This window comes from Gemmatimonadaceae bacterium, from assembly GCA_040882285.1.
Lineage (GTDB): Bacteria > Gemmatimonadota > Gemmatimonadetes > Gemmatimonadales > Gemmatimonadaceae > JACDCY01.
The window spans coordinates 72,139-93,276 of sequence record JBBEBQ010000005.1 but is presented as its reverse complement, the minus strand read 5'-3'; the positions used below and the strand labels follow the sequence as shown (position 1 = coordinate 93,276).

General features: G+C 65.1%; 17 protein-coding genes and 1 tRNA gene. 14 read left to right on the top strand and 4 right to left on the bottom strand.

Annotation, left to right across the window (positions count from 1 at the left end):
- Window positions 1-5 precede the first annotated feature (5 nt).
- Entirely contained in the window at window positions 6-1,943 is a 1,938-nt protein-coding gene (speA, locus tag WEA80_01185; GenBank protein MEX1185187.1) for a biosynthetic arginine decarboxylase, read from the top strand.
- A 388-nt stretch (window positions 1,944-2,331) separates the two neighbouring features.
- Here speA and WEA80_01180 read toward each other — a convergent pair whose 3' ends face one another.
- Together WEA80_01180 and WEA80_01175 are read right to left on the bottom strand one after the other, a co-directional pair.
- A complete protein-coding gene (locus WEA80_01180) occupies window positions 2,332-2,958 on the bottom strand; it encodes a superoxide dismutase (protein MEX1185186.1) in 627 nt (208 codons plus the stop codon).
- Window positions 2,959-3,083: 125 nt separating this feature from the next.
- Complete coding sequence (locus tag WEA80_01175) at window positions 3,084-3,716, bottom strand: VTT domain-containing protein (GenBank protein ID MEX1185185.1); 633 nt, start codon at window positions 3,714-3,716, stop codon at window positions 3,084-3,086.
- Window positions 3,717-3,798: 82 nt separating this feature from the next.
- On the opposite strand from WEA80_01175, the gene WEA80_01170 reads away from it, so the two are divergent.
- The 11 genes from WEA80_01170 (at window position 3,799) to WEA80_01120 (ending at window position 14,538) form a co-directional block, all read left to right on the top strand.
- Window positions 3,799-4,893 (top strand): D-Ala-D-Ala carboxypeptidase family metallohydrolase, encoded by a 1,095-nt coding sequence (locus WEA80_01170; protein ID MEX1185184.1) that lies wholly within the window; start codon window positions 3,799-3,801, stop codon window positions 4,891-4,893.
- A 19-nt stretch (window positions 4,894-4,912) separates the two neighbouring features.
- A complete protein-coding gene (locus tag WEA80_01165) occupies window positions 4,913-5,323 on the top strand; it encodes a hypothetical protein (GenBank protein MEX1185183.1) in 411 nt (136 codons plus the stop codon).
- A gap of 177 nt (window positions 5,324-5,500) precedes the next feature.
- The gene (locus WEA80_01160) at window positions 5,501-5,653 is read left to right on the top strand and encodes a lmo0937 family membrane protein (protein ID MEX1185182.1); all 153 of its coding nucleotides are present in this window, start codon (window positions 5,501-5,503) and stop codon (window positions 5,651-5,653) included.
- An 18-nt stretch (window positions 5,654-5,671) separates the two neighbouring features.
- Complete coding sequence (locus WEA80_01155; GenBank protein ID MEX1185181.1) at window positions 5,672-6,436, top strand: TrmJ/YjtD family RNA methyltransferase; 765 nt, start codon at window positions 5,672-5,674, stop codon at window positions 6,434-6,436.
- Window positions 6,437-6,506: 70 nt separating this feature from the next.
- The gene (locus WEA80_01150; GenBank protein MEX1185180.1) at window positions 6,507-7,013 is read left to right on the top strand and encodes a cytochrome c3 family protein; all 507 of its coding nucleotides are present in this window, start codon (window positions 6,507-6,509) and stop codon (window positions 7,011-7,013) included.
- Window positions 7,014-7,110: 97 nt separating this feature from the next.
- Window positions 7,111-10,197: a molybdopterin-dependent oxidoreductase gene (locus WEA80_01145; protein ID MEX1185179.1), complete on the top strand. Its 3,087-nt coding sequence runs from the start codon at window positions 7,111-7,113 to the stop codon at window positions 10,195-10,197.
- A 2-nt stretch (window positions 10,198-10,199) separates the two neighbouring features.
- Window positions 10,200-11,669, top strand: coding sequence for an NrfD/PsrC family molybdoenzyme membrane anchor subunit (nrfD, locus tag WEA80_01140; GenBank protein ID MEX1185178.1), 1,470 nt, complete (start codon window positions 10,200-10,202; stop codon window positions 11,667-11,669).
- On the top strand, window positions 11,669-12,169 hold the full coding sequence (locus WEA80_01135) for a DUF3341 domain-containing protein (GenBank protein ID MEX1185177.1): 501 nt from the start codon (window positions 11,669-11,671) through the stop codon (window positions 12,167-12,169). Before nrfD ends, WEA80_01135 begins: the two co-directional genes overlap by 1 nt.
- A gap of 208 nt (window positions 12,170-12,377) precedes the next feature.
- Entirely contained in the window at window positions 12,378-13,028 is a 651-nt protein-coding gene (locus WEA80_01130; GenBank protein MEX1185176.1) for a cytochrome c, read from the top strand.
- Entirely contained in the window at window positions 13,025-14,356 is a 1,332-nt protein-coding gene (locus WEA80_01125) for a hypothetical protein (GenBank protein ID MEX1185175.1), read from the top strand. Before WEA80_01130 ends, WEA80_01125 begins: the two co-directional genes overlap by 4 nt.
- A gap of 109 nt (window positions 14,357-14,465) precedes the next feature.
- Window positions 14,466-14,538 (top strand) — tRNA-Ala (locus tag WEA80_01120).
- Window positions 14,539-15,866: 1,328 nt separating this feature from the next.
- Here WEA80_01120 and WEA80_01115 read toward each other — a convergent pair.
- Window positions 15,867-17,600: a YCF48-related protein gene (locus WEA80_01115; GenBank protein ID MEX1185174.1), complete on the bottom strand. Its 1,734-nt coding sequence runs from the start codon at window positions 17,598-17,600 to the stop codon at window positions 15,867-15,869.
- 80 nt (window positions 17,601-17,680) lie between these two features.
- Window positions 17,681-19,456: a hypothetical protein gene (locus WEA80_01110; protein MEX1185173.1), complete on the bottom strand. Its 1,776-nt coding sequence runs from the start codon at window positions 19,454-19,456 to the stop codon at window positions 17,681-17,683.
- 386 nt (window positions 19,457-19,842) lie between these two features.
- Between WEA80_01110 and WEA80_01105 the strand changes: the two genes are divergently transcribed.
- Both WEA80_01105 and WEA80_01100 read left to right on the top strand, forming a co-directional pair.
- Window positions 19,843-20,430 (top strand): sigma-70 family RNA polymerase sigma factor, encoded by a 588-nt coding sequence (locus tag WEA80_01105; GenBank protein ID MEX1185172.1) that lies wholly within the window; start codon window positions 19,843-19,845, stop codon window positions 20,428-20,430.
- Between the two features lie 318 nt (window positions 20,431-20,748).
- On the top strand, window positions 20,749-21,132 hold the full coding sequence (locus tag WEA80_01100; protein MEX1185171.1) for a hypothetical protein: 384 nt from the start codon (window positions 20,749-20,751) through the stop codon (window positions 21,130-21,132).
- The last annotated feature ends 6 nt before the right edge of the window (window positions 21,133-21,138 follow it).

Here is a 21,138-nt window from a genome sequence, read left to right as displayed (position 1 = left end):
CGCCCATGGCTACAGCAAGTAAAGCGATGGACACCGAAGCCCCGCCCACCTGGACCGTCGACGACTCCCGCGTTCTCTACAACGTCGGGGGATGGGGGGGCGGGTACTTCGAGATCAACGACCAGGGCCACGTAGTTGTGCGCCCGGACGCGTCTTCGCCCGCGCGCGAGCTGAACCTGTACGAGCTCGCTTTGGATCTGGAAGCGCAGGGCATCGGCATGCCCTTGCTGCTGCGCTTCTCCGACATTCTGCGCTCCCGCATCCGGCTGCTGTCGCGGAGCTTCGCGGAGGCGATCAGGGAGTTCTCGTATGCCGGCCCGTACACGACCGTGTACCCGATCAAGGTCAACCAGCAGCGGCACGTCATCGAGGAGATCGTCGAGTTCGGGCACGAGGACGGAATCGGGCTCGAGTGCGGGAGCAAGCCGGAGCTGCAGGCGATCCTCGGCCTGGCGACGCACACCGATCATCTGATCGTGTGCAATGGCTACAAGGACGAGGAGTTCATGCGGCTCGCGCTGATGGCGCAGAAGCTCGGACACCAGGTCTTCATCGTGCTGGAGCAGGTGAGCGAGCTCGAGGTGCTGCTCAAGGTCGCCGACGAGATGGGCGTGAATCCCACCGCCGGGGTCAGGATCAAGCTGTACGCGGAAGGCGCGGGCCGGTGGGCGCGGAGCGGCGGCGAGAAATCGAAGTTCGGTCTGACCACCGCGCAGCTGGTGAAGCTGATCGACCGTCTCACCGAGCTGGACCGGCTCGACGTGATCAAGCTGATCCACTTCCACCTCGGCAGCCAGATCACCGACATCCATTACATCAAGGCCGGGCTCCAGGAGGCCAGCCGCTTCTACGCCGAGCTGTGCGGCATGGGTCTCAAGCTCACCCACGTGGACGTCGGCGGCGGGCTCGGCGTCGATTACGACGGCACGAACTCCACGGCGCACGCAAGCGTCAACTACTCGATTCAGGAGTACGCCAACGACGTCGTGTACACGCTGGCGGAGACGTGCCGGCGCGGCGGGCTGGACATGCCGCACATCATCAGCGAGTCGGGCCGGGCGCTGACCGCGCACCATTCGCTGCTGCTGCTGAGCGTGATCGAGGTGGAGTCGCAGGGCGACGTCGCGATTCCGGAGTTGAAGAAGGACGACCATCCGCTGCTGCACGACATGGCGGCGGAGCTCAAGCGCGTGAGCAAGCGGCGCGCGCGCGAGGTGTACCACGACGCGATCTTCGCCAAGGAGCGCGCGCAGGAGCTGTTCAACAGCGGCGTGCTCTCGCTTCGCGGCCGGGCGATGGCCGAGCAGCTGTATCTCGCGACGGTCAACGCGGTCGCGCGCATCGCCCAGCGCGACGTCGAGGAGTATCAGGACATCATCGATGACGTCGAGGCGACGCTGGTGGACCGGTACTTCTGCAACTTCTCCCTCTTCCAGTCGCTGCCGGACAGCTGGGCGATCGACCAGCTCTTCCCGATCATGCCGATCCACCGGCTGAACGAGGAGCCGACGCGGCGCGGGACGATTCAGGACGTGACGTGCGACTCGGACGGTAAGATCGACCGGTTCGTGGGCTCGCGCGATCCGCGGCCCAGCCTCGAGCTGCACACCTTCGACGACAACGAGCAGTACATCCTGGGGATCTTTCTCACGGGCGCGTACCAGGAGATCCTGGGCGATCTCCACAACCTGTTCGGCGACACGAACGCGGTGCACGTGGAGCTGTCCACTGACGGGTACGAGATCACCGACCTCGTGCACGGCGACACGGTGACCGAGGTGCTCGCCTACGTGCAGTTCCGCGCGCCGGATCTACTGGCGACATTCCGCCGAAAAGTAGGCGCCGCGACGAGCATAACCCGCGAAGAAGCCAACACCTTCATCGCCGATTACGTGGCCGGGCTCGAGGGCTACACATATCTGGAAGGCGAAGCCGCTCGATAGTCGTTCCGCGGCGGTTGAGCGAGCCGGATGACCGTTCGCTGGACCTACGCTCGCAAACTGCGCTCGCTAAGACGGTCCTGCGAACGGCACCCGGCTCGCTCGACCGCCCAGGCATCGCCGATCGGACGGCGCACAACCAGGCCCGTGTAGCCCCTCGCGACCGCCCACGTTTCCCGCTCTTTCCGTTCCTAGCGCAAAAGACAATTCTGGAAGCGGGCGCGAACGGCGGCGGGACAACGTGTTCGCGGTTGCCGCGATGTCAGGAGGCCGAACGCGCCGAGGGGTCCCTCGCAGGCGGCGTCTTAGCGCGCGTAGTTTGCGCGCGTAGCCGCCACGCGAGGGACCCCCGGCAGTTCGGCCCTTACACCAACGTTGAAACCGCGATCTGTTAACTGCCGAAGTTCTTCGCGACCGCGTTCCAGTTGACCACATTCCACCACGCGGTGATGTAGTCGGGGCGGCGGTTCTGGTATTTCAGGTAATACGCGTGCTCCCACACGTCGAGGCCCAGGATCGCGCGCTTGCCTTCCATGAGCGGGTTGTCCTGGTTGGGCGTGCTGGTGATCGCGAGCTTGTCGCCGTCGCGCACCAGCCAGGCCCAGCCCGAGCCGAACCGGCCGACGCCCGCGGACGCGAACTGCTCCTTGAACTTCGCGAAGTCGCCGAAAGAAGAGTTGATGGCGTCCATCAGTTTTTGCTGCCCGTGGAATTGCTCGCGCGAGGCCGGCTTACCGCCCGCATTCGGCGCCATGAGCTGCCAGAAGAAGCTGTGGTTCCAGTGCCCGCCGCCGTTGTTGCGGATCGCGGTCTTTACCGCCTCGGGCGCCTTGTCCAGGCTCTGCATCAGCTCGTCGAGCGATTTGTTCGCGAGGTCAGGCGCCTTCTCCAGCGCCTCGTTCAGCTTGGTGACGTACGCCTGATGATGCTTGCCGTGGTGGATCTCCATCGTCTTCGCGTCGATGTGCGGCTCGAGCGCGCCGAAATCGTACGGCAGGGGAGGCAGCGAGTGCGGCATGGGGGCTCCTTGGAAACCGTGACTAGTGACTTAAGAACTGTGACTAGTGACTGGTGACTAGTGACTAGTAAATGCGGAAGACGTGGAAAGGGGTAGGGGGCGGGGCGGTTACTAGTCACTAGTCACTAGTCACTAGTCACATTTTTCTTGCGCGACTTCAAGTATTCGACGAGAATCGGCACCAGCGACAGCCCGATGACCGCGACGATCACCCACTCGATGCGTTTCTCGATGCCGGGGATGTAGCGGCCGAGCACGTAGCCGACCATGAGCATGCTCCAGATCCAGCCGATGCCGCCGGCAATGTTGAAAAAGATGAACCTGCGGTAGGGCATGTCGGCGGCGCCGGCCACGACGGGGGCGAAGGTCCGCAAAATAGGCACGAAACGCGCAATGACGATGGTCTTGCCCCCGTGCCGGAGGTAAAAATCATGGGCTCGATAGAGGTGTTTCTTGTTGAAGAAAAACGAGTCTTCCCGGCGGAACAGCCGCGGGCCCGCGGCGCGGCCTATGGAGTAACCCACGGAATCGCCCGCGATCGCGGCCACTGTCAGCAGCGCGCCCATGACGTATACGTTTAGAAAACCCTGCGAAGCCAGCAGCCCGGCCGTGACGAGCAGAGAGTCGCCCGGCAGAAAAAAGCCGACGAGGAGGCCCGTCTCCGTGAATACAATAGTCGTAAGACCGACGTATCCGCCCCACTTGATCAGGGTCGGGAGATCGGACAGCAGATGATAGAGCTCGCGAAACCAATCCATGCGGTGAACGCTGCCGGAAAAGAGAGAAAGCCGAGAAGGGTCCTGCGCGAAGCGGCGAAGTATGTCTGATTGGGCGATTCGCGTGCCACCCCGGCCGTCGCGCTGGTACCATCGCGCGGGGCTCTCCACGCGGAGCGAGCGCGCGTTCAACGTGCTGTCGAGCGTGTTCGTGCTGCTCATCGCGATGGGCTGGTCGTGGTCCATCGCCACGGCGCGGCCGACGTCGGCGAATTGGGGGGGGGACAGCACGGCCGTCGCGCCCGCGGCGTCGGCGATGGCGGCCTCGATAACCGAGCCTAATGCGACGTCAACCGCGTACCTCACCGACGCCGTGCTCAACGCGTTCGTGCCGCTTCGCGGCGAGAGCGGCCGGCTCCGGGCGCAGATCTCCGCCGAGGGCGCTCCGATTCTGCGGGATACGCTCCCGAGCGGAGCGATCGTGACTGTCGCCGGTACCGAGGCAGGCTCGGCGCCGCGCGCGCCCCGGCGGGCGGGCATCTGGAGTCTCGCGATAAAGGTCGGGAGCGCTATCAAGCCGATGACCGACTTCCGCGTCATAACGCTCAAGCCGGCCAGCGCGGCCAAGGGCGGACGGATCGGCCTGTACTACATCGGCAACTGGCCCTCGGCGCGGGGCGGCGCCGCCGCCAAGGGCAACTACGCGCCGCCCCGTGGCTTCATCGAAGTCACGCTGGAGAACCGGGATACATACGTATCGGAGCACTTCCGGCTGCGGGATTTCCTCCCGAAGGATCAGTTCAACGTCTGGCCGAAATACCTGGTCCTCGAGACCAAACTGCTGGATAAGCTCGAGCTGGTGCTGGAAGAGCTGCGCAAGCAGGGCGTGGACACCAGGGGTGTGCGCGTGATGAGCGGCTTCCGTACGCCGCAGTACAACAGTGGAGTGGGCGACACGCGCGGCCGGGCGTCGCTCAGCCGGCACATGTACGGGGACGCCGCCGACATCTACATCGACAACGATGGGAACGGCAGCATGGACGACCTGAACAGGGACGGCCGGGTCGACATCGGAGACGCACAATTCATTCGTTCCGCGGCCGAGCGCGTCGAACGGGCACATCCTTCGCTGATAGGCGGGATAGGTGTGTACCGGGCGAACGCCGCCCACGGCCCCTTTACTCACATCGACACGCGCGGGTACAGGGCGCGTTGGTGACCGCAACCGGAGAAGCATGATGACAGGCGATATCACAGCAGCGGAGCAGGACGAATACCGGACCACGCCGAAGCGCGACCATCCGGGGGATCCGACGATGCAGGTGCGCGCCGACGATCTCCAGCCGTACGTCGGCTTGCGGTATCTGTCCAAGCTGTTCAAGCTGATGGCGATAATTCTCCTCCTGCTGCTCGTGGCGGAGATAATCACGGGGCTGGTGGCGCAAGGCAGGGCGGCGATCCCGACGCTGCTCGCCGAGACCAGCCGGCTCGTAGTTCTCGCGGGTCTATTGTGGGGGAGCGGCGATCTCGCCATTCTCCTGATAGACATGGGGCACGACGTTCGCGCCGGACGGATCCTGCTCGGCCGCATGCAGCTGCACCAGGCCGATCCGCCGAAGAAGGAGTTCGTGGAGCGGGGCCCGCGTTGAAACGGTGACTAGTGGCTAGTGACTAGTGACTAGGAACCGCGGTTTTCAGTTGACTAGCCACTAGTCACTAGCCACTAGTCACTAGTCACTAGTCACAGCTGTAACGGTACGACTGTTGCCGGTGCGGTACGCGCTGTTGCTGGCGGGCAGTACTCACTCTCTTAGAGGAGCTCGGTCATGCTGTGGACGATCGCCGTAATCATCTTCATTCTCTGGTTGCTGGGCGCGTTCGTGATGCCGGTTGGAGGCAGTCTCATTCACATCCTCCTCGTCATCGCCATCATCGTCGTGCTGTACCGCATCATCACGGGGCGGAAGCCGATCCCCTGATCCGCAGCTGATGAAGCAGTGACCGGGTCCGCGCTCGACGCGATCCGCGTCGTCCTGTACGAGCCGCAGGACCCGGTCAACATCGCCGCCGCCGTGCGCGCGATGAAGAACATGGGGCTCGCCAGGCTGCGGCTGGTGCGGCCCGTGGAATACGATCCGTGGCGGCTCGAGGGTATCGCCCACGACACCGCGGACATTCTCGGCGCCATCGAGCATTTCCCCACGCTTGAGGAGGCAGTCGCCGATTGCGTCGCCGTCGCCGGCTTTTCGGCGCGCAGGCGGGCCGCGAAATGGCGGATAACCACGCCCAAGGAAGCGGCTCGCGAGCTGCTCGAGCGGGACGGTCCGGTGGCGCTGCTGTTCGGCCGTGAGGATCACGGTCTCCCGAATGAAGCGCTGGACATGTGCCACGTCGTCGTGACGATACCGACCACCGGGCACGCGTCCCTCAATCTGGCACAGGCGGTGCTCCTCGCGGCGTACGAGCTGCATCTGCGCGCGTCGGACTCGACGCGGGAGCTGCCGCCTCCGAGGAAGCAGGCCCCGCCACCGACGGCAGGGCACTACGAATTGATGTTTGCCGACGCGGAGAAGGCGCTCGAAGCGATCGACTTCTTCAAGACGAGAAACCACGAGCACATCATGCGGTCCGTCCGTACGCTGGTCTTCCGCGCCGCGCCGGATGCGCGCGAGCTGGACTTGCTGCGCGCGATGGCGATCGAGGTGCTGAGGGCGCTTGCGCGAGCCGAGAGTCAGACTAATCTTCATTCCGACTCCTTGTGAAAAACTTCACAAGGCCTCCCCAAATGCACTCTCTCGAGTATTGATGAAACTGCGGCGTCAGTGGGCAGCAGTGCCGGCTTTCTTTGCGCTCGCCACCCTGGCGGCGATCGTATCCGCATACAGCGGCGCCTCGTCCCGCACGGGCAACAGCCCGACGCAACCGGTCCGGTTTCCGCACCCGATCCACGTCCAGACGCTGAAGATGAACTGCCTGTATTGCCACTTCGCCGCGAACAAATCGCCCGATCCCGGCATGCCGGCGATGAGCACGTGCATGGGCTGTCACACGGTGGCAGGCGCGGCCAAGCCGGAGATCCAGAAGCTCGCCGGCTATTGGACGAGGCAGCAGCCGGTGCCATGGGTCCGCATCCACAAGCTGCCGGAGTACGTGAAGTTTCCCCACATGCGGCACGTGGGCGCCGGCGTTTCCTGTCAGACATGTCACGGCAACGTGCAGAACATGGCGCAGGTGTCCCAGACGCAGTCGCTGGGCATGGGGTGGTGCGTGAGCTGTCACATCGGAAAATCCAATCCGCCCTTCAGGGCGAGATACGATTGCTCGACATGCCACCACTGAAAGAGAGCTATTGGCTATTGGCTATTGGCTGTTGGCTAACTACCAACGGACAATCGCTTCGAGCTAATAGCCAACAGCCAAGAGCTAATAGCGCCGTATGTCGGTAAAGCGCAGAGATTTTCTCAAGGTTCTCGGCGCCGGCACGGCTACCGCCACGATCGGCTGCGGCACCGGCGAGGTCGAGCGGCTCATCCCGTACCTCGTCTCGCCCGACGAGACGGTGCCGGGAGTGTCGAACTATTACGCGACCACGTGCCGCGAGTGCTCGGCCGCATGCGGCGTACTGGCGGAGACGCGCGACGGGCGCGTCATCAAGGTCGAGGGGAATCCGCAGCATCCGCTCAGCCGTGGCGCGATCTGCGCGCGCGGGCAGGCGGCGGTGCAGGGGCTGTACAACCCCGACCGCTTCCGCGGTCCTATGATCCGGCGCAACGGAACGCTCGAGCGCGTGACGTGGGAGCAGGCGCTGCAGCTGCTCGCGCAGAAGCTCGGCGAGACGCGCGCGGGCGGGCGCGCGTCGTCCGCGGTGTTCATCAACCAGCACGAGAGCGGTAGCTTCCCCGGATTCCTGGACGCGTGGCTGAACGCGATCGGCATGCCGCCGCACATCAGCTTCGACGCGCAGAGCGACTTCGCCGCCATCGCCGCCAACCGGCAGACGTACGGCGTCTCCTGGCCGCGGTACGACTTCCGCGCCGCGCGAATGGTGATCTCCTTCGGCGCCGACTTCCTCGACAGCTGGGGGCCGAGCGTCTCGCAGCAGCTCGCCTGGGCCGACGCCCGTGCCGACGTGGCGAACGCGCCGCGGTTGATCTATGTAGGCCCGCGCCGGTCGCTCACGGGTCTCAACGCGGACGAGTGGATCCCGTGCATGCCCGGCAAGGAGCTCTTCATCGTGCGCATGCTTGCCGGAGGCATTCCGGTAGCAGCGGCAGCCGCGGCCTCCGGTGTGCCCGCCGAACAGCTGGCGAGCCTGCAGCAGGATTTCACCGCACTGCGCCCGAACCTCGCGCTGGCCGGCGGCAGCGGACCGGGAGCCATGCAGCTCGCGCTCGCGGTGAACGCGCTGAACGCGGGGAACGTCGGCTCGACCGTAAACGTCGCCGAAGCAGTGACCGCTTACGACGGCATGGATTCTCCCGCGGTTGTACGCGCGGCGGTGGAGCGGATGCGCGCCGGGACTGTTCCGCTGCTGTTCGTGCGAGGCGTCAATCCAGTGCATGCCTTCGGCAAGGCGGCGCGCGTCGCGGAAGCGATCGCGAAGGTTCCATTCAAGGTCAGCTTCTCCAGCGTGCCCGACGAGACCACGGAGCTGTGCGATCTCATCCTGCCGGACAACCACTCGCTCGAGAGCTGGGGTGACGCGGCGCCGGTGCGCGGCACGATCGGACTCCAGCAGCCGGCGATGGAGCCGGTGTTCGACACGCGCGCGACGGCCGACGTCCTGCTCGAGCTGTCCCGCCGCAGCCCCTCCACGGCGGCGCAGACCCCCGAGCCGGGCTATCGCAACTGGCTGATCTCGCGGTTCCCGGGAGGAGCGCGCGGCCTCACGGAAGCGCTGCCGAGCGGCGTGACCGCTGGAGCCATCGCGGGCGGAACGGGCGCCGCGGCGGTCACCGCGGTGGCGAGCCCGGCGATCGAGTCCACGCGCGGCGACATGTACCTGATGCTGTACCAGCACCCGCTCCTCGGCGACGGGCGCGGCGCCAACAAGCCGTGGCTCCAGGAGATGCCCGATCCCGTCACCAAGATCTGCTGGCAGACGGTCGCCGAGATTCATCCGCGCGCGGCAGAGCGGCTCGGCGTCGAGAACGGCGATCTCCTGACGGTGCAGACTGCGGCGGGATCGCTCACGCTCCCCGCGCTCGTCTATCTCGGCGTGCGCGAGGACACGGTCGCGATCGCGATCGGCCGCGGGCGGGACCACTCGGGCCGGTACGCGCGAGCGGGAATGAACGCGCTCGATCTGCTCCCCGCGGCCGCCGCCGACTCGAGCGGCGCGCTGGCGTACGTCAGCACGAAGGCGCAGGTGACGAAGGCCGGCGGGCATCACGAGCTGGTCACCACCGAAGGCTCGGCGCGCCAGCACGGTCGCGGAATCGCGCGCGCGGTAGCAGCCGGCTCGCTCGGTCAGGCGCACGCGCCCGCCGCGGCGGATGCGCACGGCGCGGACGAAGGCGGGCACCACGAAGACGGACACGTCGTGCCCGAGATGGAAGGGATGGCGAGCCGCGAGTTCCTCCCGGGACTGCGCGCGCCCGTCGCGAACGACGCGCAGGGCGACCTCGGCGACCCCAACTCCAACGACAAGGGGATGTACCATCCCGACCACTGGAGCGGGATGGCGAAGCGTCGCTGGGCGATGACGATCGACCTCGCGCGCTGCACGGGGTGCTCGGCGTGCGTTACCGCGTGCTACGCGGAGAACAACATTCCCACCGTCGGCGGGGACTGGCAGAACGCGAAGGTGTTCCCGGATCGCACCGGCTTCGGCGCGAACATCGTCCGCAGCCGCGAGATGGCGTGGATCCGGCTGGAGCGGTACTTCGAGGGCGGAGAGGACGGCGGGAGCGATTTCGAGACGCGGTTCATTCCGATGCTGTGCCAGCACTGCGGCAACGCCCCCTGCGAGCCGGTGTGCCCGGTGTACGCTACGTATCACGCCCCGGACGGGCTGAACGTGCAGGTGTACAACCGCTGCGTCGGGACGCGGTACTGCTCGAACAACTGCCCGTACAAGGTCCGCTACTTCAACTGGTTCGGCTACGGCGAGCCGAACCGGTCGCAGTACGCGTTCCCCGAGCCGCTCAACTGGCAGCTCAATCCGGACGTCACGGTCCGCGGGAAGGGCGTGATGGAGAAGTGCACGTTCTGCGTCCAGCGCATCCGCGAGGCGGAGCATAGAGCGTCGTCCGAGAAGCGGCCGCTGCAGGCGGACGAGTTCACGGTGGCGTGCGCGCAGGCGTGCCCGTCGCGCGCGATCACGTTCGGCGACGCGGCGGACTCGTCGTGGGCCGTGACGAAGCTGATCGACGACGAGCGGGCGTATCACGTGTTCGAGGAGCTGAACACCTACACGGCGGTCGTCTATCTGAAGAAAGTGAATCATCCACGCGAGGGAGCCGCGACCGCGGCAGCCGGCGCGACCACCGGAGCCGGCGCGGCTCCGCAGGCGGCACACTAGCCATGGCAGCCGCAGCCAAGCCCGTGGACGAAGCGCGCGACCTGGAGGTGCTGCACCGGCCGAACATCGCGTCGGCGGACGTGCAGCTCCCCGCGGTCCGGGATTACGAGCAGGTAGACAACGAGATCTCGGCGACGCTGAGTCCGACCGGGGCCTGGTACATCGGGCTGTTCACCGCCATCACGTTCCTGCTGATCGGCATCGCGGCGTGGATGTACCAGATCTACTCGGGGCTCGGAGTCGCGGGCTACAACCCGCCGGTGATGTGGGGCGTGTACATCATCACCTTCGTGTTCTGGATCGGTATCGGACACGCGGGCACGCTGATCTCCGCGATTCTGTACCTGTTCCGGGCCGGATTCAGGACGACGATCTACCGCTGTGCCGAAGCGATGACCGTATTCGCGGTCATGACGGCGGGACTGTTCCCGATCCTGCACCTCGGCCGCCCGTGGAAGTTCTTCTGGCTGATCCCGTACCCGAACTGGCGCTACATCTGGCCGAACTTCAAGAGCCCGCTGGTATGGGACGTGTTCGCGATCCTCACGTACCTCACTGTCTCGACGACGTTCCTGTACATCGGCCTGATTCCGGACATCGCGGTGCTGCGCGACCGGGAGAAAAACCCGGTCCGCCGCCGGATCTACGCCGTGCTCTCGCTCGGCTGGCGGAACAGCGACCGGGAGTGGCGGCACTTCGCGCGGGCTTATCTCTTCCTGGCGGCGTTCTCGACGCCGCTGGTGCTGTCGGTCCACTCCGTCGTCTCCTTCGACTTCGCGATGGGCCTGCCCCCCGGCTGGCACACGACGATCTTCGCACCGTACTTCGTGGCCGGCGCGATCTTCTCGGGACTCGGGATGGTCTTCACGATCATCATTCCGGTGAGAAAGTGGTTCCGGCTGCAGCACTACGTGACGCTCAATCATCTCGACGCGGCGGCGAAGCTTGCCCTGTTCACGTCGCTGGTCGTCGGCTGCGCGTACATGGTCGAGTGGTTCATCGCGTGGTACAGCGGGCTCCAGGTGGAGCAGGATTATTTCTGGAACCGCGTCTTCGGCCAGTACTGGTGGGCGTCGGCGATCCTGTACACGTGCAACATGGTGTTGCCCCTATCGCTGTTCTCGCAGAGGCTCAGGCGGAACACGACCTGGCTGTTCATCCTCTCGATCTTCATCAACATCGGGATGTGGTTCGAGCGGTTCGTGATCGTGGTCCCGTCGCTGGCGCACGAGTACAATCCGTGGCAGTGGTCCGGCTACCGTGTGACGTGGGTCGATATGGCGATTCTGGCGGGAAGCTTCGGTTGGTTCAGCATGTGGTTCCTGCTGTTCATCAAGCAGTTCCCGGTGATCGCTATCGCCGAGGTGAAGGAGATCGTGAAGCCGCGGCTCAGGAAGCCGCACGATCACGGCATCGACACTGCCGGGCAGCATCTCGCCTTCGAGCGTGAGACGCCGGGAGAGCACGAGTAATGCGCGGCGTACTCGGGCATTTCCGCGAGCTGGACATGGCGGTCGAGGCGATCGAGGAGCTGAAGCGGGGCGACTACGGCCCGATCACCGTGTATTCGCCGACGCCGCGGCACGAGCTGGAGCACGTGATCTCGGCCGGCCCGAGCGCGGTGCGGAAGTACACGCTCATCGGCGGTCTGCTGGGCGTGACGTTCGGCTACTGGATCGCGATCTGGGTGTCGGATTACTGGCCGCTGGTGGTGGGCGGCAAGCCGATAGCGTCGTGGGTGCCGTACACGATCATCGGGTTCGAGGTGATGGTGCTGGTCGGGGCGCTGTCCACGGTAGCCGGCCTGTTCATCAACTCGCGGCTGCCCAGGGTGACTCACACCGTGGGCTATGATGCGCGATTCAGCCACGGGGATTTCGGCGTGTGGGTGGAGTGTGATCCGGAAGACGCCGCGCGGTGCGAGGAGCTGCTGCGCGCGAAAGGCGCGACCGAGGTGCGGCGTGAGCGATAGCTCGCCATGGCCCGCGCGCCAGCCTATGCCGGCGTCAGCGGCTAGAGACGTTCGCTCGCCATGGCCCGCGCGCGATGCCATGCCGGCATCGGCGGCTAGAGACGTTCGCGGCGGCGCCGTGACCGGCGGCCTTGCGAACGCTCACGCCGCCTCAGCCGGCACGGCGATCGCGCGCTGTCGCAGGCTCGCGGCTCGAGCAATACTGCTTATGCTCGTTCCGCTCGGCGGGTGCGAGTGGTTTTCCGATTTCAAGAAGCAGCCCGTGATCTATCCGTGGGCGAGCCCGGACACGCTCACCGCCTCGCGCGGCAATCCACAGGGATCGGTGCCGATCTCGGGGATGGCCGTGAGCGGATTCGAGGTCTCGTACAGCGGCATGCCCACGACGGTGGACTCGATGTCGGGGCTGACGAATCCGACACCGAGCAGCGCGGCGTCGCTCGCGAACGGCCGGATGTACTTCCAGATCAACTGCGCGGTGTGTCACGGCGACCGCGGGATGGGCGACGGCCCTGTGACCAAGTACGGGATGCCGGGCATCGCGATAACCGGCGACGCCACGCGCGGGCGGAGCGACGGCTACATCTACGGGATGATCCGCAACGGGCGCGGGCTGATGCCGACGTACAACCGGATCGAAGAGCCGGACCGGTGGGACGTGGTGAATTACGTGCGCGCGCTGCAGAGCGGAGCGGCCGTCGCGGTCGGGCCGCTGGCGGCTCCGGGCGTGACGGGCGACAAGATCCCCGGAGCGACGCACCGCGGCCCGACGCGACCGTCGCCGTACTTCAATTCGCCCGCCGCGCGCGCCGGCGCTCCCGTCGCCCCGGCGACTGCGCCCGCGAGGCCGCAGCCATGAATCTGCACACGCACGCCCCGCACCTGACGCGCGAGGAGATTCTCGCGGGCACTTCGAAGCCGGTTGCGGCGTGGATCAAGACCGCATGCATCGTCCTGGCCGCGATCGGTCTGCTCGCTTTTCTCGTGGGGCTGTTCCTCGCGCCGGATCGCGCCTGGCAGTCCATGCACTTCAACTGGCTGGTGTTCACCACGATCTCCTCCGCCGGCGTGATGTTCGTCGCCGTGCAGCGGATCACGACCGCGCGCTGGTCGCGCACCATCATCCGCTTCCTCGAGGGGTACGTGGCGTGGCTCCCGGTCGCGTTCGTGATCCTGCTGCTGCTGATCAGCTTCGGGAAGGGACACATCTTCCCGTGGACGCACGAGCCGATCCCCGGGCCGGAGAAGCAGCTCTACCTGGGCAACACGCTGTTCTTCACGCTGCGCGTGCTCGGCGTGTTCGCGATCATGACGGGCCTGAGCCTGTGGTACATCTACACGTCGGTGCGGCTGGACGTCGGGCACTCGCCGGAAGGCGGCGCGATCTGGGCACGGTCGCTGCGCGAGCGCATGCGGCGCGGGTTCCGGGACGAGCGGCGTGAGATCCACTCGACGCACTCGCTCCAGGGCAAGCTCGCCGTCTTCCTGGCATTCGCGTTCGCCTTCGGCTGGATCGTGCTGGCGTGGGATTTGTCCATGTCGCTGGACCCGCACTTCTTCAGCACGATGTACGGCTGGTGGGTGTTCATGAGCGGCTGGGTGGCGGCGCTCGCGAGCTTCACGCTGCTGACGATAGCGTGGCGGAGGCACCTGCGCAGAGACGATCTGATCACCGAGCATCATTTCCACGATCTCGGCAAGTTGTGCTTCGCCTTCACCGCGTTCTGGGGCTACATCACGTTCGCCCAGTACCTGGTGATCTGGTACGGCAACATCTCGGAGGAGACGCATTGGATGCGCCTGCGCCTGATGGATCCGTGGATAGGGCTGTCGCTGGCGGTCGTGGCGCTGATGTTCGTGCTGCCGTTCTTCGGCCTGCTGTCCCGCGCCGCGAAGGTGTACCTGCCGACGCTGGCGCTGTTCACGAGCTGCACGGTGGTCGGGCTCTGGTTCCACCGCTATCTGGAGATCTATCCGTCGATCTACGGCGCGGCGGCGAATCTGCCGTTCGGCATTTGGGAGATCGCCATCGGACTAGGGTACCTGGGACTGTGGGGGCTGTGCTACGTCGCGTTCATGGACGCGTTCCCGCGGATGCGCGTGACGCTCATCACTTCGCCGTATCGCGACGAGGTGCAGGTGCCGGTGGATCCGAAGACGATGGAGCCGCTGCCGGCGCACGAGTGACGGTGACTAGTGACTAGTGACTAGTGACTAGTGACTAGTGACTAGTGACTAGTAAGAGCCAACCGGCAGTCAGTGATCACTGATCACTGATCACTATATTTCTTCTGCCGGGGCGGTAGCTCAGTTGGGAGAGCACCTGCTTTGCAAGCAGGGGGTCAGGGGTTCGATTCCCCTCCGCTCCACTTCTCTATGTCTAGGCTCGGTCGCTGGTTACGCGGTCGAGCCTTTTTCTATGCTGTGGACCGTGGGCCACTTCGTGTTGCACAGCTCTAGTACTTCTGACAATCACAGCCTGTCAGCAGGGGCAACAGAATGGCGCGTCAACATCGACTGCGAATCCGAATGACGAACTCGCGATCAGGCAGGTCCTGCAGCGGGAACTAGCGGCAGCTCGTGCAAACAATGGGGCGGGTTACTGCGGTGCCGCTTCCTCCCCTATATCGAGACCGCAGGACAGAGTCGCGCAGAATCCGAGCGGGACTACGCCCCGTTCATGGTGAAGGGGGGACGCCGGAGGGGGTGAGGAGGGTAGCCTGGAATCCGGCACTGACGCTCTTCGGTCCTGTAATGGCGAGGGAACACACGGCTCCAGACGTCGTGCTCCCAGCCGTTTTGCAGTCGCCACCCCATTCCTTGAGAGAGACGGATGCGATCGCGGTGGCCTCGAGAATAAGAGTGGGTGGCACGGCCACTGCTGTGCAAGACATGGGGCAGTCGATTCCCGGGCCTGTGACACGGCCGCCGCCTCCGATCATTACCACTGTCACCGGCCAGCCGAAGCTCGCTTTAAGGCTCTGCACAGTGCCGCCGAGGGAATGCGTACAAACCAGATCAGTCCCCGTGCACGCTCCCGACCAGCCGGCAAATGAGGCGCCGGCATTCGGCTCGGCGCGGTGCGTCCGCGAGGTACCGGATGTCGAGCTGGTAACGGTGCCAGGGCCGACAGTAGAAGGGGCCAAAATCATCGCATCCTGCATCGAACCGAAGATCCCGCCAACATCCGGCATGCTGACCGTCGCGAATCCGGCCGAAACGGTCGCTCCACCTGCCGGCACCGTAACAGTGCATGTCGAGCCCGTCGTCCCCTGACACGCTCCGCCCCAGTTGGGCCCGCTGCCCCACGTGGCCGCTCCATTGACGGGGTCGGTTCCCCATCCCGTTGCTGTCAGGACTACGGTACGCGATCGGCCCGGGCGTACCCGTGACAAAGTCTGTTGAAACGCCTCGCTGCAGTCCGAAGGGCAGTCAATTCCTGTCCCGGTAACCTTGCCCGTTCCGGTCACCGATATCGTCAGCGTTTGAGACGCAACGGGAACCGCGCCCATGGCGATGAGAAACGCCGCCGCACCCAACGTCCTCCATTTCATTGCAATCTCCGAGGGAGTTCGCGATCTGTCTGATTCGCGAAATCTAGACCTTGTGAATATTGTCGCTCTCGTTGCATCCTCAAAACTAGGGATGGAGTCTTCCATATCCTCAACGATCCGATCGCCGGACGTACCCCGGGTCGTTACTCCTTATTTTCACCGAACAGGTCGAGCGAGTGGCGGAGGGTGACTTTGTAGACAGCGGGTGGAGCGGCTTTCGCCGCACGCAATCGTGCCTGCGTCGCCCGTGCGTCGAGCCCAGATCCCGCGACAGCCCCGCGCACGTCGCCCGTAGCCGCCTTTTGGATCCGACCGAGAAGCCCCCCGGCCCTGGTACCGGCGCTTCTCGCGGTCTGGCGAACTTCCTGTTCCGAGCTCTGCGGCGCGCCGACCGCGGCCAGCGCGAGCGCGACATTGCGTGGCGGAGTAAGCGCGGTTCGAACCACTACGGCAAATCCGCTCCCGGTCGGCTCGAGCGAGATCCGGAAGAACGATCCGATGTCGGCTTCCCCTGCGACATCTTCCTTCTCATAGGTGACATCAGCGGGAAACGTTGCCGCACAGGGCGCGGCGCAGGCAGGTGGTGTCTGGCTCCGTTGCCGAGCAACTGCCGCGTCCAGCTCGGCTGAGGACTCCTGCTCTCCGGACGAGCTTCCCGGGCGGGAGGTGGTTACGTCCCCCTTCCGATCGAGTCTCAGCACGTGCTCATCGCCGCGATGGCCCAGCATGACATCGTAGACGCCACGTGGCAGGGCGCGGCCGCCCGGAATCCGAAGATCGACCGGTATGGGAAACCGTCCGCTCACGATCGGTTCGGTGTGATTGGGATCGATGAAGTGGTGCAGCGCGTGGGTGCTCGCCACGAACCACCAGCCCGGATCGACAGCATCAACAGCTATGAACGCGCCCGATTCGAGGGCCGGACTTGTCGCGGCTTGCCATGTCTTGCCACCATTCCTGCTGATTACCACACCGGGGTCTCTGCCGACCGCGATAACCGAGTTCCCATCGAGGAAATCGACTGCGTATCGCCTCCCGGGAATCACTACACGCTGCCAGGTATCGCCACCATTCTCGGTAAAGAAGGCAACATTCTCCCCGACGGCAACGCCGCGCTGGCCCCGAACGGCAATGCCGTGCAGGGGCCCCTGGGCTTCCGCCACGTTCTCCCAGGAATGCCCGCCGTCATCCGAGCGGTAGATCCTTCCTTTGGTGTAAGCGTGACCGCCGGTCGTAGCAAATATCCTCGTGCCTTGGGCAAGGGCGAGCCCCGTCACAGTATTCTCGCTCGCCGCCCCTCCGCCGCCATCCTTTACGAGCCCGATAGCCTCCCACGTAATGCCCCCATCGAGGGTCCGCATGATCTGTCTGTTCTGTCCGTCTGTGCCTACAACAATCGCGTCCGGCCCCAGCACGAGGAGCTCCTTCGCGGAAACGTAATAACCGGTTCCGGTCACCTTCTCGGTGTCCACTGGTGACCACGACTCGCCACCGTCGGTGGTGCGAAGAATGTGCGCGGACCCGACAATCCACCCATTGTTCGCGTCCGCGAAACCGATGTCGTTCAAATGGGAAATCTGGCCATCGAACGTCGTCAGCCGTTCCCACGATTTACCCCCGTCGGCGGTGCGGAATAGCACGGTATGCGGGGAGCCATGGCCAAGCGCCCAGCCAACGTTGTGGTTCAGCATTTCCACGGCGATCAACTGAGCTCCGTTGAGCTCGCCGTAGATCACGGTCCGCGGGATTGGGGTGCGCCATTCCGCTCTTGCTGGCGACGTCTGGGTTCGCACCGCCGGACGCTGCTGCGCCGTAGCGTCGGACGCGATCCCTCCGATTAGCGCCGCCAGAACAATGGTTAGAAGCTGTTTTTGCATGTCCTCGTTTCCTCTAGTAAAAGGTTGGTTCTGAGGCCGCTTACCTTCTCTCCTCTTCGCAGCTCGCAGCGATTATGAGCTCAACCCTCTGGCATTACGGTGATGCTCAGCTCCGTGGCCTTTGGCGCCGGCTCGAACGTGCGAAGCTGTGTGCTCCGGCCGGTCCCGTGTTCATCGCCGACCGGAACGATTGTCAGCGAATAGCTGCCCTCGGCCGGCCAGGTGAGATCGATCACCAGGTCCTTCTTGGGGTCGAACTTGCAGATGCCCCTTTGCCAGTCGCAGCCCTCGGTTGGCCGAGCCGTCGCGCCGCCCGTCCATGAAATGCGGTACTGGACCGGAGTGGTGTAGGGGTAGCACGAGGGCATCCTCACCCTGTACGTGGCGGGCTTTCCCGCGGTCACTTGCGGCGCGGTGTCTACGACCGCCACCAGCGCGGTCGAGCCTTCACGGACCAAGTCGCGGAACATGACGTGCCTGTTTCCCGTGACCGACTTGACGTAGGGATTGCCGACGACCTCGCCCATGACCAGCGCTTCTGCCCTAAACTTGACTCCCCAATCCAGATCGGCCATGAGCCCTTCGTTGTGACTGGACCTCGAGCCGCCGCCTTCTGTCTGTTGCGCGGCCCCCGCAATGCAGCCCGCCATCTCAGCCAGGAGATACGGCTGCGGGCCCGCCCGCAAGCTCAGGGCGTTGAAGTTGAAGTTGAGCTGCAGCGCCGTATAGATGGCCGGCTCGACAGATACCTGTCCCTGGAGCTGGGCGCTCTCGGTGACGATGATCGGGTCGCGTGTCATCTGCGACCTGGAGCTACATCCGCCGCCATCGCACGCGACGTCGAACTCGACGGTGTTCGTGTTCTTGACCTGAAAGCTCCCCTCAGCCTTGCCGTCCCCGGCCAGCGTCACCGAGCCCTCGATATATGCTGCTATATCGAGCTCTGCCACCGGCACCCCGCCCACGACGATCGGGAGCATCGCTATGGGAATCGAGGGACCACCGCCCGGGGGGATCTTGAACTCCCGGCCGAATCTTCCCGTGGCCGTCACGGTGCCGGTGAGTGTTTCGCCGACCGTCATGCTGCCATCCGCCGAGAGCGCCTTGGGTCTGAGCACGAATGGCAGGCAGGGGATGTAGAACAGCTCGAGCTGAGCGGTGAAATCCGATTTCATCGGAATCCCGAGACTCACGCTTCCCGAGAGTTCTCCCCTCACTGAGCTGCTCTTCATTTCCCCCCCCTCGATGGGGATGGACATGGTGGGGTCGATGTCGAACGTAACGGGGATCTCCCTGAGCGACAGGGTATGATCGGCAAAGCAGCCCTCCGCCATCTCCCACGACCGGCTCAGCTCGTCGGAGGCGTTGCTCCAGGCGCGCTGCGCCTCCCGGCGCAGGTTCTCCCATTCTTCCGAGGCCTTGTCTATGGCTTGCTGGCCCTCGTTCTTCACGCACTTCCACGACATGTGCCTCGTGCTGCATCCCTGACTCTCCTTCTTTTTTTCCGGTGGTTTGATGTGGGAAGGCACCGGCGGATGGGTTCGCATCCACTCTTCGGCCAGGTCGGGATTGACGATGTACTGATCGGATTGATCGGCGGCGATCGTTCCCATGTGCATGAGAAGGAGTCGCTTGGCTCCGTCTGGAAGCTCGGACTGCTCGATGTCATCCAGGCCGCGAAGACGCAGGACCTTCCTGGTGACGTTTTGACCAGCGACGACAGTCGTCAACTCGCGCGGAACCGCTTTCTCGTCGGGGCCGGGCTCGGCGAACAGGTCGCGTCCACCGCGCGAGGCGAGCGAGGCGAGCGAGGCGAGCGTGCGCGGCTGGGGAGGCCCGTAAGAAATCGTTGGCATCGTCCACCGGCGGAGATCCTGCGGCGCGACAGCGGCCACGTCCGGCCTGGTGCCCGGCTTGCTCGGCGTCGAGTCCGGTGCGGGAGGGGGAGGCAGAGGTCGAGCAATTGTGGGACGAGCAACCGGCGGCCTTCGCTGAGCCGATGGCTGCCGGCCGAACGGCACCAGGGTCAGGACCGACAATGCGGCTAGCAAGAAGCCGTGTGAACGATGCATTGGAACCTCGTGACTCGAAATGGGTTTATTTCAGCTCGCGCCGATCGGCGGCGCTTCTTGTTCCCGGCATTGGAAGGCGGTAGTATCTCCGTACGCGCTCGGCGATCGATCTGTAGCCGCCTCTGGCCCATGAGGATTGGTCCACGCGTCCACCCGGCTTCTCCATCCCTATGTCGCCGCTCGACGGAAAGCGTTACACCCCGGCGACAGGCGCCTCGGCACAGGCGGAACCCCCTCGGGCGGTCCTGCTTGTCCCAGAGGCGGAGCTCGTCCTTCGCTTCAGCGATCGATTGCGACTGTTCGCGACACGCCGGCTCCGGGACGCTGCTGCCGCGGAGGACGTCGCGCAGGAGACACTGCGCAGGGTGATCGATGCGATGCGCGCCGGCCGTATCGAAAATCCGCTCGCACTGCCTGGCTTCGTGTTCCAGACGGCGTCCCACGTTTGCCTCCAGCATCAGCGCTCGGCTGGACGAGAGGCTCGCGCGCTGGCACGGCTGCACGACGAACCGACCGGCGGGGCCGAGGCGCCCGACGCGCTCGTCGCGCTGATCAGCGAAGAGCGCCGTGCGACCGTGCGAGCAGCACTCGATCGCTTGGCAGACAGTGATCGCGAATTGCTTCGACTGTATTTTTTCGAACGATTGGATGCCAGTGAGATCGCCGGCAGACTCGGCATGCCGGCCGCGGCCTTGCGCGTCCGAAAGCACCGGGCGCTACATCGGTTGGCCAAGCTGCTCGACGAACGTGAACCCTGAAACGATCCGGCCTTATCGGGAACACGGGGGTATATGGGAACACGCGAGCTGACCTGCGCGGCGGTTCAGGAGAGGGACATGGAGGCGCGCTACCTTGCCGGAACACTCCCGCCCGAAGAGGCTGAAGCGTTCGAGGCGCACTACTTTGGCTGCGAGCGTTGCTGGACGGCAGTTCAGCGCGCGCTCGATGTACGCGCCGCGGAGACTGGAGCGGCGGACGCGCAAGCGGGTCATGCACCCCCGGCGGTGGTCCAGAATTCTGCCCCTGGCGTCGTACCGCTGCAGTCGCGCAACGTCCGAGCTCGCCGTTGGTGGCCAGTGGCCGCTGCGGCGTCGATCATGTTCGGGGCGGTCGCCATATGGCAGGCGGACGGACGCGGTAACGCCGGCTTGACGGAGACGGTTCGGGGCGAGGTGGACTCCCTTCCCGTCACGACGCGGGCCGACGCCGATTCCGTGTTTGCCTCCTGGAGACCCTCGCGCGGTGGCGACCGTTACCGCGTGCGCCTGCTGACGGCGGGCGGCGCGCTGCTGATGGAGCGCGAGACAGCCGCCACTACGGTCTCTGTCGCCATCGACTCGCTTATGCGCGCGGCGCCGCGCTCGGTGATTTACTGGGACGTGCAGGCGCTCGACGCACTCCGCCGCGTGGTTGCCCGGTCCGGGCCGAGGAGCCTTCAGCTGCCCGTAGAATCATTCTGAAGAGAA

Excerpts from the sequence above, each read along its gene's own strand:
- speA (MEX1185187.1), top strand. The coding sequence starts at position 6 with ATGGCTACAGCAAGTAAAGCGATGGACACCGAAGCCCCGCCCACCTGG.
- WEA80_01180 (MEX1185186.1), bottom strand. The coding sequence starts at position 2,958 with ATGCCGCACTCGCTGCCTCCCCTGCCGTACGATTTCGGCGCGCTCGAG.
- WEA80_01175 (MEX1185185.1), bottom strand. The coding sequence starts at position 3,716 with ATGGATTGGTTTCGCGAGCTCTATCATCTGCTGTCCGATCTCCCGACC.
- WEA80_01165 (MEX1185183.1), top strand. The coding sequence starts at position 4,913 with ATGACAGGCGATATCACAGCAGCGGAGCAGGACGAATACCGGACCACG.
- WEA80_01160 (MEX1185182.1), top strand. The coding sequence starts at position 5,501 with ATGCTGTGGACGATCGCCGTAATCATCTTCATTCTCTGGTTGCTGGGC.
- WEA80_01145 (MEX1185179.1), top strand. The coding sequence starts at position 7,111 with ATGTCGGTAAAGCGCAGAGATTTTCTCAAGGTTCTCGGCGCCGGCACG.
- nrfD (MEX1185178.1), top strand. The coding sequence starts at position 10,200 with ATGGCAGCCGCAGCCAAGCCCGTGGACGAAGCGCGCGACCTGGAGGTG.
- WEA80_01135 (MEX1185177.1), top strand. The coding sequence starts at position 11,669 with ATGCGCGGCGTACTCGGGCATTTCCGCGAGCTGGACATGGCGGTCGAG.
- WEA80_01130 (MEX1185176.1), top strand. The coding sequence starts at position 12,378 with ATGCTCGTTCCGCTCGGCGGGTGCGAGTGGTTTTCCGATTTCAAGAAG.
- WEA80_01125 (MEX1185175.1), top strand. The coding sequence starts at position 13,025 with ATGAATCTGCACACGCACGCCCCGCACCTGACGCGCGAGGAGATTCTC.
- WEA80_01115 (MEX1185174.1), bottom strand. The coding sequence starts at position 17,600 with ATGCAAAAACAGCTTCTAACCATTGTTCTGGCGGCGCTAATCGGAGGG.
- WEA80_01110 (MEX1185173.1), bottom strand. The coding sequence starts at position 19,456 with ATGCCAACGATTTCTTACGGGCCTCCCCAGCCGCGCACGCTCGCCTCG.
- WEA80_01105 (MEX1185172.1), top strand. The coding sequence starts at position 19,843 with ATGTCGCCGCTCGACGGAAAGCGTTACACCCCGGCGACAGGCGCCTCG.